The organism is Rhizobium sp. CB3171 (genome assembly GCF_029714265.1).
Lineage (GTDB): Bacteria > Pseudomonadota > Alphaproteobacteria > Rhizobiales > Rhizobiaceae > Rhizobium.
Genome location: NZ_CP121654.1, coordinates 1 through 13,298, shown reverse-complemented (window position 1 = coordinate 13,298; position 13,298 = coordinate 1). Strand labels below are relative to the sequence as shown.

Sequence of the window (13,298 nt, the reverse complement as noted above, 5' to 3'; positions counted from 1 at the left end):
GCAGGTAAAAGCCACACCGAATCTGCCCCACGTACCCCGAAGGTGTACGTGGGGCACATTCGGTGGCAGCGTTTCGGTGAGCGAGCATAGAAGTGTGCATAACCTCGCACTTTGAGCGTTGATCGCGAGCGTGGGGATTCTCTTGCTGGGGCAAATCATGATTCGATTCTGTCATGACGAAACGGCTCCCCTCCCCCGAGCATGCCGACACGCTTTCGCTAAAGGCGTTGCGCAGTTTGGTGACGGGTCTGCTGGAGCGGTCGCAGCAGGCAGAAGCCAGACTTGAGAAGCTTGAGGCCGAGACCATCCAGCTTCGCGAGGAAAATGCGGCCCTTCGGCTCGATAACACCCGCCTGAAACTCGACAACCAGCTGCTGCGCGACGAGATCGCCCGGTTGAAGAACCTGCCGCCGCGCCCGCCGTTTCGCTCCTCCGGTATGGACAAGGCGACGGATGCCAAATCCGATGACAAAGCCCAGACAAAGAAGAAGCCACGCGGCGCAAAATTGGATGTGAAACGGGTGAGCCGGCAGGAAATCCTGCGCATCAATGCCCCGGCCGGCTCACGCTTCAAGGGGTACAAAAGCGTCTATGTTCGCGACCTGGTGCTCAAGGCCGAACTCGTGCATTACCGTCGCGAATGCTGGGTGACGCCGGATGGAAAGACGGTGCTGGCACCCTTGCCGGCGGGGATCATCGGCGGCTATGGCACCAACCTCAGGCGGCTGTGCCTGATGTTGCATGCACAAGGACAGGTAACGACCGCGCGTCTGACGACATTGCTCAATGACATTGGTCTCGACATCTCAAAACGCCAGATCGTCCGGCTTTTGACCCAGCAGCTGGATGGCTTTGTTGCCGAGGACGCGGCGGTGCTGCATGCCGGTTTAGTGTCGTCGTCTTATGTGACGGTTGACGACACCGGCGCCCGGCATTCCCATAATAACTGTTACGCCACACACATCGGCGGCCCGAATTTTACTGTCTTTCGCACCACAAAATCGAAGTCTCGCCTGAATTTCCTGTCGCTGCTGCGCGGCAATTACCAAGACTACGTGCTCAACGATGCCGCATTCGACTATCTGAAAGAGCGCCGTGGCGAGCCAGTCGTGTCCGCTGGACTTCGCACTTTTGAACCACAACGCTTCTGCAACCAGGTGCCGTTCATGGCGCATCTGGCCGACAAGGGTGTCGATATCTTCGATCGGCAGGAGATCGGCACGCTTGCTGAAGCCGCGCTTTGGGGTTCTATCCGCCATCATGGCCTGGTGGGAAACATGGTAATCGTGTCCGACGATGCCGGCCAGTTCCGCGTCGGCAATCACGCGCTGTGTTGGGTCCACGCCGAACGCCTTCTGCAAAAGCTTATGCCGGCCACTGCCAAGGAGGAGCGATCCGTCGCACTTATTCGCGATCTCGTCTGGCGCTTTTACAAGGCGCTGAAGGCCTGGAAGCAGAGGCCCTCACCGCATGCTGCTCCAGCCTTCCGACGACGGTTCGACCGGATCTTCGCCCTGCGCACCGGTTATGAGGCACTCGATAAGCTGCTTGAGCGGCTGCGTCGAAGGAAGAACGAGCTACTCAAGGTGCTCGAGCATCCCGAGATTCCGCTGCACACCAATGCATCCGAAAATGATCTGCGGAGTTTTGTCACGAAGCGAAAGATCTCCGGCGGCACGATGAGCCGCGATGGCCGTGTTGCGCGCGACGTCATGCTCGGCCTTATGAAGACCTGCCAGAAACTTGGGCTGTCCTTTTACCACTATCTCGGTGACCGGCTTGGTATCGGCAACGTCGGCCAACCGGTTCCGCCCCTGTCGGCGATCATTCTCGCTCGGGCTTGAACACCCGAGGCCGCTTCGGCTCGGCTGCGCCACCACCGTTGCCCAATGAACCGGCACCGCCACCAAATCTGCCCCACGTACCCCGAAGGTACCACGTACCCCCGGTTTTCCGAATTCATTAACCATATGAATTAATGCTGTTCTTTTCTGTAACGGAAATTATTTGAACAGTAGCTTCCGTCACTCCGGATGGTGCTGCGGGTGGTATTTGACTATCGATAGGTATCACGTATCGATAGTGAAGAGTACATGCGGCTTGTACGCGAGCGTTTGCGGTGCTACCATGGCGTCACAAGGCAGTATCGGAGTGCACAATGCCCCAGACTAGCTACAAGATCAGCGAAGCGCGCAAACATTTCGCCGAGGTGCTCGAACGCGCCAACCAGGGTGAGGAAATCGTTATCATGCGCGGCAATGAAGTCTACGCCCGCATCGGTCCGGCCGACGGCGGTAAGCGCCCCTTCGGCCTGTTGCGCCAGCGTGGCCTGCCCGACGATCTGTTCGATGATGTCGATGCCGAACAGGTGGCCATCGACGCCGGCGACTTTAACGACGATACCGGTGTCTGGCAGGGCAGCCGAGCCGACCGCGGGCCCAAGGCATGAAGGTGCTGCTCGATAGCCACGCCGTCTATTGGTGGACGATCGGCAGCGACCGCCTTTCCACAAAGGCGCGATCGCTGATCGAGGACAAGATGAACACGGTCCTCGTCAGCGCCGTGTCCTTCTACGAACTCGACAACAAGATGCGCCTGAAGAAACTCGATCTGAAGCCGCAGGAATTGCGCGCCGCCGTTGCCGCCAGCGGCCTGCAGACGCTCGCCATCTCCGATCTGCACGCCGAACTGGCGGCAAGCTTCGACTGGGACCATCGTGATCCTTGGGACCGCATCCTCGCCGCTCAGACGCGGTTGGAACATTGCGCACTCGTGTCGACCGATTTGGTGTTCGACGCTGTATTGCATGAGCGGGTTTGGTGAGGGCAATCGCGATGAAGATTTTTGGGGATATTCCGGAACCTGCCGAACGATTTGAAGAGTTGATGGATCTTGCCCTGCGTCATGACGAGGTCTTCATCTGCCGAGCCGGGCAGCCTATCGCCGTGCTTACGGCGATGGCGAAGCCGGGCGAGGGCACGATGGATGCGTTTTTGGCATTGGCAGCCGAAGGCCGCTCGACGATCGGTGATCAGACCTCGAACCACGATGAATTCTATGACGAAAACGGACGGCCGAAATGAGCGGCGCGTCGCCAACTTCGATCGAAAGGCGTGCTGAGGAACTCGACTCCCTCGATGCCATTCTTCCGTTCGATCGGCGCGACCACCTGGCAGCACAGCTCACCGAAGAAGACGTTGCCACATTAAAACATCTGGCCAAAGAGGGTATGGGCGACAACACGCTCAGGGCGCTCACCTCCGATCTTGGTTATCTCGAGGCCTGGGCCGCCCTCGCGACCGGCGCTCCCCTCCCCTGGCCGGCGCCGGAAGCGCTGCTGCTGAAATTCGTCGCCCATCACCTCTGGGATCCCGTCGAACGCGCCGACAATCCTGACCACGGCATCCCGGTGGAGGTCGAGGCGGGGTTGCGCGCCCAAGGGCTGTTGCGCGTCGGCGGTCCGCATGCGCCGGATACGGTGCGTCGGCGCCTGACCTCCTGGTCGATCCTGACGCGCTGGCGCGGGCAGACGGGGGCGTTCTCCGCACCTTCGCTGAAGTCTGCCTTGCGGCTGGCGGTTCGGGCCGCACCGCGGCAACGTCGCCGCAAGAGCAAAAAAGCCGTCACCGGCGATGTGTTGGCAAAGTTGCTTTCCACCTGTGCCGGCGATCGCCTGGTTGATCTCCGTGATCGGGCGCTATTGCTGACCGCCTTCGCCTCCGGCGGCCGCCGGCGCTCCGAAATCGCCAGCCTTCGGATCGAGGATCTCATCGATGAGGAACCGGTGCGCCAGAACCCGGCCGATAAGGACTCCTCTCTCCTGCCCTGCCTCACCATCAATCTCGGCCGCACCAAGACGACGACCGCCGATGACGACGCCCACGTCGTGCTGATCGGCCGGCCAGTTATGGTACTGAAACAGTGGCTGACAGCAGCCAGGATCGACAGCGGACCGCTGTTCCGGCGCATCGATCAGTGGGGCAATATCGACCGGCGCGCGCTGACGCCGCAATCGGTCAATCTGATCCTCAAAGGCCGCTGCAAGCAGGCCGGCCTAGATCCTGAGGCGTTTTCGGCGCACGGATTACGCTCCGGCTATCTGACCGAGGCCGCCAACCGTGGCATTCCCTTACCCGAAGCGATGCAGCAATCGCTGCACAAGTCGGTAACGCAGGCAGCGAGCTATTACAACAACGCCGAGCGGAAGAATGGCCGGGCGGCACGGCTTGTCATCTGAACGCTAGTCTTGGCGGGTCTTGACAGGCCGCAATTTTAATCACCGGTCTCAGGCTCAGCCAAGGCGTTTGATGGCCCGCAAAGCTCGCCTTTTTACCGCTTCCGTTCGGCCCAACGAGACTGGTGATGCTGCTTCTGACATAAAGAGGCCCGCGGCTTGACACGCGCCGGAGAACGAATGCAAACGCAGCGCTCCAGTCCGAACTCAAACGCTCGCCCAAACATGAACCGGCTAGCCGGATGAAATGTCCTGCCGTCATACACTTGAGCACGATCTGGATGATTACCTCCAGAGTTCAGATCCAGTTGAGGCGCACCGCACGTGTATGCATCCGTTTTGTCGATGTGCTCTATTCAAACAATCAATTACCTCAGTTGGCCGATAAGGCATATGAATGAGGCTAGTGGGGCTTGTTTCACAAGGAGGATTGGCGATGGAAAAAACAATTCTGGGTGGCCCCGGTAGCAACAGTCTCTTTGGCAGCAATGGTGACGATATAATAGTCGATCCCACGGGAGATGACTGGATCGACGGTGGTCCCGGCAGCGACTCCATCTCGGCCGGCGAGGGCAATGACCGAGTCTTCGGTGGTGTGGGCAATGACCACGTCTTTGGCGACGAGGGCAACGACTACCTCTACGGCGACACTGGCCTCGACAACCCGCGCATCCTCGGTGCGGTCATCCTCGGTGCGGACAATGACAAGCTCTACGGCGGCCCCGGCGACGACGCCCTCTTCGCTGGCGACGGCAGGGACTCTTTGACCGGAGGTGCCGGCCACGACACCTTTGTGTTCCAGTTCCACGACCCGTTCCCCGGGATTGATCAAAACTACGGGCCAACCGCGGAGGACCGCACCAGCATTGTGGATTTTGACCCAGCGCAGGATAGTTTCATCTTCGACGCGGTGGGCCTTGGCAGCGATGGTCTTGCGGCGAATTTCGTCAATCATGCGACGCGCGGCAATCAGGTGGACACGTTCTATAGCGGCCCCGCCAACGGCGCGCACAGCGAGCACGTCGTCGTGATCACCGATCACGGTTTCACCGATGGTTCAGCCGCAGCCAGGGATATCTCCGGCGAAGCTGCAGGCGATATCGTTGCCTATTTTAATTACAACACCATGACGGCGGAGCTGGGTTATGTTACCTCCGACAATCAGGTGGATGACTTCGCGCATTTGGCTAACGTGCAGAGTTTGCTCCACTTGGCCGGCCTGGGTCTGACCGCGTCCGATTTCATGTTCTGCTAATCCGGAAAATCATGGGGAACCGCGCCACGCCGGCTCAAGCGCGGTCCCGCAAAACCGAGGTCGCCAAAGAGCACAGCCTCGCCACGCCCTCTAGGAGGAACCGTTAGGGACCAATCCAGCCGATGCGAATTCCCCTGCCCTTCCCTGCCTGGCAATCCAACTCGGTCGGACCAAGACGATGGCGGTGAATGCAATGGAAAATTCCGTGTGGCTTCTCGGGAAGACCTCGATGCCCCCGTTACATCACTAATCGCGCCGCGCGACGTTATATCATCCGACTGAACGAACTGCTAGACACCAGCCCGGCTGTCGCACTCATCGGCCCGCGTCAGGTCGGTAAAACGACATTGGCACTCTTGATAGCCGAGCATCGTCCATCGATCTATCTCGACCTGGAGTCAGCTGTTGACCGAGACCTAAGCACATCCAGTGCGAGCAATCCATGCCCACGCATTCGCCTCTCGGGACAGGAGGATGTTCGCGCCGAGCATCATAGGGGCGTGTTCACCCAGGTTCGGTGGACCCATCTGTCTGATGAGTGGAATGAAGCTCGCCGAATCGGCCGCACCGCTGTCTCTCCCCGACCGTTACTCTGCGTCAGAACCTGCCAAAACGCCGGGGCCGGAGCAGACTCCTTCCAAAACAACCTATTTCACGCGATTTCCGCCATGGAAGCCCGCTGACGCGCTTTCAGGGGTCGCGATGGAGCGGCGCCTATCCCAAATCATAAAACATGCTGGATAGCCCTCCATTTTGATCTCAAAACACGCTTGCAAACCTACATTTTCTCAAGCATTCATTATCTGTACAGCGCCAAACCAAAACAAGGCGAGAATTAATGCCACAGACAGCAACCGTCAGCTCCCCGTCCGCGCCGCAACGGCTGATCGGATACGCGCGGGTTTCAACGGACGATCAGCTCAAAGACGCCCAGGTCGATGAGTTGCGCGCAGCCGGCTGCGACCGCATTCATCAGGAGCACGGATCCGGCTTATCTCGCGCAAGTCCGGTGCTCACCAAGTTGCTGAAGGATCTCACTTCTGGCGACGTGCTAGTTGTCGTTCGTCTCGATCGCTTGGCACGATCAGTCAATCATCTGCTTCACGTGATCGAAGATCTCGAAAAGCGCGGAGTTCATTTCCGCTCGTTGCGCGATCCGGTCGACACGTCCACGCCGCAGGGTATCTTTTCCCTGCAGGTGCTCGGCGCCGTCGCCCAGCTTGAGCGCTCCCTGATCGTCGAACGAACCAAAGCTGGCATTAAGGCTGCGAAAGCCAGAGGGAAGGTTCCCGGAAACCCCGGTCTGCGCGAGCGCCGACCGGAGGCGATCAAGGCGGTGTCGAAAGCACGCCAGAAACTTTATCTCGACGAACTGATTTCGTCGGCACAGACGTGGCTCCCGACCGTGCGGCAGCTCCGGCCGCAGCACAGCTGGGACAATGTCGTGCGCGTCCTTAACCGCCGCGGCCACGACTGGACCGTCGAGCGGCTCCGACGCGCTGTTCACCGGATGGTTCGTGAGAAGCTTGCAGAGCCAGAGGTGCTGGCCCGCTCACCGCGCCGCGCTCCCGAAGATCATTTGATGAAGTTGGTCGCCGCGATCACCATCGCCGATCCCAGTCTGTCGCTGCGCGACATTGCCGCGCAACTGGACCAAATGGGGGAACGACCGGCGCATGGCAGTAGGAAGTGGCAGCCCTCTTCCGTCAGGGCGCTGTTGGATGAGGCACATCGCTTCGGCTTAGTTCGTTCTTGAGCAGCTGATTCATAAGAGCGCCCGAGCTTTTTGTCCCGCCAGCTTCCTTTCCGGGCGGAGATCTCCTTCCAATCCGTGCTTGCCACGACCTGTTCGGCCAAGCCGGCCAAGGGGATTTGCTCCTCGAGCTGACGACCGCAACAGACACCGCCGGTTATAATGTCTTTGCAAAAACATTATAACCGGCGGTGTCTGCGGTGATTGGAGACGCCTTCATAGAAGAAGGCCGCTCACAAATAGGGTGACGGCCGAACAGTCGCCGCGCTGAAGAAAGATCGCGACCAGCCGGCAGACCAAGCCACCGAATTAGTTAAAAGAAGGCTGATTACAGTCGCTCATTAGGCTCGGCCGTCTGGAAGCTGCACTGTGTGATCCTCATGAGCTACCACTCATGCGCTGAGATTGGGCGCAACCCGGCTGGCAGCACTTCAGCTAAGATCGTGAACCCCTCGAACCGCTGGAGCGTCAGTTTCTCAAGTCCTCGGGAGAGGTCATCGGGGCCATGCTTCACTTCAATGAAGAGGATGGCAAGTCCCTGCGGATCGAGCTTTTGAGCGATGAGGTTGTGAAAACCTCAGAGATCGAGGGTGAGATGCTCGATCGGCTGAGCGTGCAGTCGTCGCTGCGTCGGGACTTCGGCCTTGATGCCGACAACAGAGCGATCAGGCCTCAGGAACGTGGCATCACCGAGATGATGATCCACCTCTTCGACACCTGGTCCAAACCGCTCGACCACGAAACCCTCTTTCATTGGCATTCGATACTGATGGCAGGCAACAGCCATCTCGCAACGATCGGTGGCTATCGGACTCACGAGGACGCGATGCAAATCGTCTCCGGCTGCTTCGACAAGCCGACCATTCACTTCGAGGCGCCGCCTTCCCGGCAGGTACAGTCCGAAATGGGTGGGTATGTCTCCTGGTTCAACAGATCCGGATCGGAGGGCGAAAGTCCCTCCCCGCTCTGACGCGTGCCGGCATAAGTCACCTTTACTTCGAAAGCATCCATCCATTCGAAGATGGAAACGGCAGGATCGGCCGCGCATTGGCGGGAAAGTCGCCGGCGCAAAACATCGGGCAGCCAAGCCTGATTTCGCTCTCACTCGCGTCGCTTTTTATATCCGCAAGGGAAAGTTCTACGACCGGTTCCGCGGCCAGTTCAACAGGCGCCAGGACAAGGTGATCTCCCGCAGTTTCTCGAAGGGATTGAGGGCTTCAAAGGCGGCCTGAGCGCGGAAAACTACATCGCGATCATTGGGGCGTCCGGGCGGTGGCTACTCGAGACCTTCACGATATGGTGGGGGAAGGGAGCGATGAACGGGACCGGCAAACGCCGGCATACGCGGTACACCTTGGAACTGCCGGAGCAGGAGCGATAGAAGCAACGGTTCGGGCGCGGGGCTTTTCGTCCGCTCTATCAAGAGAGTGCGGTATCAATCGCCGGAAGCGGACTGGCTTGATTCTTGCGTTGGCTGGTCATTGGTTCGCCGCCCAAACTGCGAAGACACGAGGATTGTTATGCCAACTGGCAAGGTAAAGTTCTTCAACGCCGATAAAGGCTTTGGTTTCATCACGCCGGAAAGCGGAGGAGGCGACGTTTTCGTGCATGTCACCGCTCTGCAATATGGCGATTTGCTCAGAGAGGGACAGTGCGTTTCCTACGATCTCGGTCAAGATCGAAAGACCGGCAAGCTAAAGGCGGAAAACGTGAGACCGCTCTGACGCCATTGGACAGGAGCGGCGGTAACGCGCTCAAACGCGCCTTCGGCCGCCTGCTCTTAAGTTGCGACTTGCTGAAATCATCAGTTCAAGTGGGCCTTAGCATATGTGGCACAGCCCCCAACTTGAAGCGCTTCTTGACCCGGTCGACGGGTCTCCCATCCAGGAGCGGAACCTTTATGAGCCTGTCATAATCCTCAAAACCCATCTTGGTGTAATAGGCAAGACCCCTTAAATTGTCGGCACGGATGGTCGCATTGATGAATTCAAACCCGAGTTCTTCGGCTGTTGCACGCGTTGCAGGAAATAGCGCGCTGCCGACGCCGGATATGTTTGGGTTCGCGCGTGCAAATGTAGCAATGTCGACAAATCCCTTCGGTGGATCGCCGTATAGGCTCAACGACTGAAAGCCGACGAGCAACCGATCGTGCTCAGCAACATGACAAGCAAGCGCAAACTCGCCATCGATAAACCACTCGGCGAACTCAGTGGCAGAAAGCGGTGTCTCGAGTGCGGTTGTTCCGCCAGTGCGGATGATTTCGTTCAGAAGGCTACACAGCTCCTCCGCATCTGCGATTACGGCCGTTCGAATATGCATGTTTTCAGCAACTCCATCTTGGATTGACAGCTAACGGTGAAACTCAGGAGACAACTAGCAAGCATTTCGCCCGCCGCGGTCTCATAAACAGTATGACCCTTTTGTTGATCACGATGCCCTCCGGCCAGGCGAAGCATTCGTTCGCATCAACGCCATCAACATCGGTCCAAGCGAAAACTCGCCGCGTTCTGCTTTGCGGGTGAGGTCACGCAAATAACCGCCCGCGTTGTTGATGTGCCCCGCCCTTTCGAGGATGCAGGCCATCACTGCCGCGGCGTTCTCGGCGCCCAATGCCTCGCAGGCATTCTGGTAGGCACTCGGACTGACGGCCAGCATCGATCGCACGACCACCGCAGCCGACATCAGATCGCGCCAACTACCGATCGCACCGCCCGGCCCGTAGTTGGAAATCTCAGGGCAGGCCTGCAACACCATTCCCAGTGGAAAAGCCTTTATCGGCTCTCGCATCCGCCCGATATCTGGGCTCGATTTCGCCCCCGGCTCTTTTTCAGAGCGTGGTTCAAGTTCATTGCTGGATTCGGATTTTGAATTTTGTATGTGACGTCCATTTTGGACATCATTGCTATCTGTTTTTTGGGAATCTTCCGGAAATTCCAAGTGGTTGATGATCTCTTCACGCAATATCCGCATTTCGTCGAGGACGGATTCAATATCTTTGAGGGTTGGGGAGCGGGGGACACGGGCGAGCAGCTGCACGTAGTAGCCTTCCAGCTTTTCCCAATCGCCAGAAGCGCCCTCTTCTATCGCAGCCGTCAGCAGCTTGCGTACGTCTCGACGGCAGATCGTCAGGGCTTCCTTGGTGCGACGGAAGTGCCGGCGCTCGGCCGCTACCTGCTGGGCGAGCTGCGCAAGCTCTTCGGCGCGAGCAAGCAGCGGCGCGAGGCTGAAGCCGAACGCATCTTCAATCTGGCCGCCATTGTCCTTTCGGGCGTATCGTTTGCCATTAGCACTGTCTTTGCGCTGGATCAGTCCAGCATCGACGAGTGCGGCAAGGTGCCGGCGCAATGTCGTGCCAGCAATACCATGCGCTCGAACCGAAAGCTGCTGATTTGACGGGAACACCACCAGGCCGCGCTCTTCCGAAAGCTCATTGTCCGGATAGAAGGTCAAGAGCGCATCAAGAATGGCAAGGGCGCGATCCTGAATGCCGAGCACTGTTCTCGCCTCCGAGGCATCGCGAAAAATCTTCCATTTGTCGGCCGTCTTACCCGGCCGCATCTCAGCCGTCTTCATTTGCCCTTTTACCTGGGCAAGCGACATCGACCGCCGCCCGAAGGGCGTCGTCACATTTCCAGTCTGCATTTTCTCTCACCTTCATTGAGGCAAAAGAGATCCGCCCGCCAAATCGACGGTTACGACTCTTGACAGCGATTCGTGGAAATGCGACTCTCGATCTTGCTTAGGGAATACGAGAAGGGCTTCCACGACTTGGTCGTTTGGGGGCCTTTTTCTTTTGCGGCTTCAGTCTCCTTTGCTTCCCTCCTTCAGGAATTGCTCATAGAGCACATCCAAATTGCGGGAAAGATATTCTCCGAAACGGCCAGCATTCTTCGCCTTCATCGAGAGCGAGAAAGCTTTGCCCGTATTCTTGATTTCAGCCTGCACCGCCTTGTCACGGGGCTGCCATTTCGCCTTTTGAGTCGAAACCTCCGCCTTCTTCACAGGCCGCGCTGTTCTGTTGAGCGCCTTGTACAGAGATGAAAAGCGCTCATCAGACGGCAATGCGTCGAAACCGTCTGTGCTCAAAACTTCTGATACTTTGCCGCCATTGGCGAATTTTCCGACTAAAAGTGAAAGCTCAACCCAACGCTCTCGGCCCACACCGGGAGCTGGTCCGATTTTTTCTATCACGTCAGCCGAGATGCGCTCTGCAACAGTCATCATCTTCGAGATCGAAGCCGCATTCGCCGACAATGCCAAGGAAATCACCTCTCGGCCATAACCAAGATCATCCAGGCGCTTGGCGAATAATGCCCTTTCGATAAAAGAGAGGTTTGCACGCGCGGAATTTTCTTGCCCTTGAGCAATGACATGGGCACGGTCGTCAATTGCCTTGACAACAGCCCGGACTTTTCTGCCGAGGTCTCTTGCTACTCTTACTCGTCTGTGGCCGAACACGACCTGATAAAGACCATCGACCTTCGTGTGGGGCCGCACGAGAATAGGCGTATCCTGCCCACGTACCCGGATCGCCTCTAGCAGATCTTGATACTCGCCGCCGTCGTCTGAAATCCGATCCTTCACGAAAGAGCCTTCAATTTGTGCCGGATCGAGTTCGACAATTGCCTCGCCTTCGAGAAATTTATCAGCCTGCTTTGCCAACTCGTCCAGCGAACGCACGAGAGATTTTCCTGCGCCCCGCATGGGGTATGCGGGTGCCGCGCTGCTATCATCATGCAGGTCAGCGAGTCCCTCGAGCAGATTTTTCCGTGCCATCTCATTTGCTCCGAACAACCGTTAGCCGTTTGTTTTTCCGCATAAAACTTCCGTTTTTGTCAGCCGACAAATCGGCGCCCCCATGATTCGTGAACGAGGCCGGCAATTTCAGCATTCACTGCATCCAACGATTCCATCGCACGGTCATAGGTGCCTCTATTCATGGATGCGCGATCAACCTCGTACAAAGTTTGCTTGGTAATCCCGGCATCCGAAACCGCCGTCGACTTCACCATCTGGTTCTTCAGTATGAACTCGTGGAACATCGTGGACATAAAGCCGACCATCTGGGCTTGCGGAACATCGGTTGGCTCGTAGCGCGTAATCAAGTATCTGTACCAGGAGAGGTTCACTTCCGCGCCGGCTGCACGGATCGGCTTTAGAATTCCACCAAGCATCAGAAGAAACTGACCCATCGACATCACGTCCAGCATCTGCGGATGGATTGTTATCAGAACACTTGTCGCTGCGGTCAGTGCGGTCAGCGTCAAATATCCGAGCTGCGGTGGACAGTCGACGACGACGACATCATACCGATCGTCGACCTCAGCCAAAGCCCGCGATATACGGGTGAAAAACGTTTTGCCTTCATTGGACGACTTATCAGACATCGCGAGCGGCGTGTCATATTCGTACTCCTGCAAATCCAGGTTTGCAGGGACAATATCCAACCCAGGGAAATTGGTGGTCTGGATGATTTCCGAGATTGGCTTTCTCGCACCATCATAGCGGATGGCGTCGTAAATCGACGCGATCTGATCGAGCTCCGGTTGGAAACCGTGCAGAGACGAGAGGGATGCTTGAGGGTCGAGGTCTACGGCAAGGACGCGATGCCCCGTCAATGCCAGGTACTGCGCCAAATGGGCGGCGGTCGTGGTCTTCCCCGAGCCGCCCTTGAAGTTGACTACGGCAAGCACTTGCAGCTTTTCACCGCCGCGCCGATGGGGAACATACATGCGGTTGTCGGATCGACCGTGCGTATCCAGATATTGGCGAAGTTCCAACATTTGTTCGGCGGTATAAGAGCGACGACCCGAGGACGAGGTTTGAGGGGAGGGGCCCTTACCCTCCAGATGCAGCTTTTTCAATGTGCTCTGCGATACACCGACATAGGTCGCGACCTCTGCCAGCGAGAAGCTTCGCAATGTCTTTTTCGCGTTCGGCGGGAATCGTTGTACGCTAAGGAGGTGCAGCTTTTTCGAAATCAAATCACCCTGTTCAAGGATTTGATCTTCAAAGTGCATCGGCATCTTAAGCGAAGCCATCGAATTAGCGTTCAT

At 57.6% G+C, this 13,298-nt stretch carries 12 protein-coding genes and 2 pseudogenes; 10 read left to right on the top strand and 4 right to left on the bottom strand.

Annotated elements, in window-relative coordinates:
• Positions 1 to 173 precede the first annotated feature (173 nt).
• The 10 genes and pseudogenes from QA648_RS32135 (at position 174) to QA648_RS32090 (ending at position 8,966) form a co-directional block, all read left to right on the top strand.
• Positions 174 to 1,844 carry a transposase gene (locus QA648_RS32135; RefSeq protein WP_283053001.1) on the top strand — a complete coding sequence of 557 codons (1,671 nt, stop codon included), beginning with the start codon at positions 174 to 176 and terminating at the stop codon, positions 1,842 to 1,844.
• Between the two features lie 314 nt (positions 1,845 to 2,158).
• Positions 2,159 to 2,449, top strand: a complete 291-nt coding sequence (locus tag QA648_RS32130) for a type II toxin-antitoxin system prevent-host-death family antitoxin (protein WP_283054539.1) — start codon at positions 2,159 to 2,161, stop codon at positions 2,447 to 2,449.
• Positions 2,446 to 2,823, top strand: a complete 378-nt coding sequence (locus tag QA648_RS32125; RefSeq protein ID WP_283054538.1) for a type II toxin-antitoxin system VapC family toxin — start codon at positions 2,446 to 2,448, stop codon at positions 2,821 to 2,823. The genes QA648_RS32130 and QA648_RS32125 overlap by 4 nt, the downstream gene beginning before the upstream one ends.
• 11 nt (positions 2,824 to 2,834) lie before the next feature.
• Positions 2,835 to 3,083, top strand: a complete 249-nt coding sequence (locus QA648_RS32120) for a prevent-host-death family protein (RefSeq protein ID WP_283054537.1) — start codon at positions 2,835 to 2,837, stop codon at positions 3,081 to 3,083.
• Positions 3,080 to 4,237, top strand: a complete 1,158-nt coding sequence (locus tag QA648_RS32115; protein ID WP_283054536.1) for a tyrosine-type recombinase/integrase — start codon at positions 3,080 to 3,082, stop codon at positions 4,235 to 4,237. Before QA648_RS32120 ends, QA648_RS32115 begins: the two co-directional genes overlap by 4 nt.
• Before the next feature lie 433 nt (positions 4,238 to 4,670).
• Positions 4,671 to 5,489 carry a calcium-binding protein gene (locus QA648_RS32110; protein WP_283054535.1) on the top strand — a complete coding sequence of 273 codons (819 nt, stop codon included), beginning with the start codon at positions 4,671 to 4,673 and terminating at the stop codon, positions 5,487 to 5,489.
• Between the two features lie 269 nt (positions 5,490 to 5,758).
• Positions 5,759 to 5,902, top strand: a pseudogene (locus QA648_RS32105) (AAA family ATPase); the annotation flags it as partial.
• Between the two features lie 425 nt (positions 5,903 to 6,327).
• The gene (locus tag QA648_RS32100) at positions 6,328 to 7,245 is read left to right on the top strand and encodes a recombinase family protein (protein ID WP_283054534.1); all 918 of its coding nucleotides are present in this window, start codon (positions 6,328 to 6,330) and stop codon (positions 7,243 to 7,245) included.
• A gap of 391 nt (positions 7,246 to 7,636) precedes the next feature.
• Positions 7,637 to 8,623 (top strand): annotated as a pseudogene (locus QA648_RS32095) (DUF4172 domain-containing protein).
• 139 nt (positions 8,624 to 8,762) lie between these two features.
• A complete protein-coding gene (locus QA648_RS32090; RefSeq protein ID WP_283054533.1) occupies positions 8,763 to 8,966 on the top strand; it encodes a cold-shock protein in 204 nt (67 codons plus the stop codon).
• 85 nt (positions 8,967 to 9,051) lie between these two features.
• Here the strand turns inward: QA648_RS32090 and QA648_RS32085 are convergent, their stop codons facing one another.
• The 4 genes from QA648_RS32085 to repA all read right to left on the bottom strand — a co-directional run bounded on the left by QA648_RS32085 (position 9,052) and on the right by repA (position 13,298).
• Positions 9,052 to 9,561, bottom strand: a complete 510-nt coding sequence (locus QA648_RS32085) for a GNAT family N-acetyltransferase (protein ID WP_283054532.1) — start codon at positions 9,559 to 9,561, stop codon at positions 9,052 to 9,054.
• 108 nt (positions 9,562 to 9,669) lie between these two features.
• A complete protein-coding gene (gene repC, locus QA648_RS32080) occupies positions 9,670 to 10,884 on the bottom strand; it encodes a plasmid replication protein RepC (RefSeq protein ID WP_283054531.1) in 1,215 nt (404 codons plus the stop codon).
• A 159-nt stretch (positions 10,885 to 11,043) separates the two neighbouring features.
• Positions 11,044 to 12,018: a plasmid partitioning protein RepB gene (gene repB, locus QA648_RS32075; RefSeq protein WP_283054530.1), complete on the bottom strand. Its 975-nt coding sequence runs from the start codon at positions 12,016 to 12,018 to the stop codon at positions 11,044 to 11,046.
• A 59-nt stretch (positions 12,019 to 12,077) separates the two neighbouring features.
• Positions 12,078 to 13,298: a plasmid partitioning protein RepA gene (gene repA, locus QA648_RS32070; RefSeq protein ID WP_104825918.1), complete on the bottom strand. Its 1,221-nt coding sequence runs from the start codon at positions 13,296 to 13,298 to the stop codon at positions 12,078 to 12,080.

Bases quoted from the DNA above. Each gene is read 5' to 3' on its own strand.
- QA648_RS32110 (WP_283054535.1), top strand. From the start codon at position 4,671: ATGGAAAAAACAATTCTGGGTGGCCCCGGTAGCAACAGTCTCTTTGGC.
- repC (WP_283054531.1), bottom strand. From the start codon at position 10,884: ATGCAGACTGGAAATGTGACGACGCCCTTCGGGCGGCGGTCGATGTCG.
- QA648_RS32135 (WP_283053001.1), top strand. From the start codon at position 174: ATGACGAAACGGCTCCCCTCCCCCGAGCATGCCGACACGCTTTCGCTA.
- QA648_RS32120 (WP_283054537.1), top strand. From the start codon at position 2,835: ATGAAGATTTTTGGGGATATTCCGGAACCTGCCGAACGATTTGAAGAG.
- QA648_RS32085 (WP_283054532.1), bottom strand. From the start codon at position 9,561: ATGCATATTCGAACGGCCGTAATCGCAGATGCGGAGGAGCTGTGTAGC.
- QA648_RS32090 (WP_283054533.1), top strand. From the start codon at position 8,763: ATGCCAACTGGCAAGGTAAAGTTCTTCAACGCCGATAAAGGCTTTGGT.
- QA648_RS32130 (WP_283054539.1), top strand. From the start codon at position 2,159: ATGCCCCAGACTAGCTACAAGATCAGCGAAGCGCGCAAACATTTCGCC.
- repB (WP_283054530.1), bottom strand. From the start codon at position 12,018: ATGGCACGGAAAAATCTGCTCGAGGGACTCGCTGACCTGCATGATGAT.
- repA (WP_104825918.1), bottom strand. From the start codon at position 13,298: ATGAACGCTAATTCGATGGCTTCGCTTAAGATGCCGATGCACTTTGAA.
- QA648_RS32125 (WP_283054538.1), top strand. From the start codon at position 2,446: ATGAAGGTGCTGCTCGATAGCCACGCCGTCTATTGGTGGACGATCGGC.
- QA648_RS32115 (WP_283054536.1), top strand. From the start codon at position 3,080: ATGAGCGGCGCGTCGCCAACTTCGATCGAAAGGCGTGCTGAGGAACTC.
- QA648_RS32100 (WP_283054534.1), top strand. From the start codon at position 6,328: ATGCCACAGACAGCAACCGTCAGCTCCCCGTCCGCGCCGCAACGGCTG.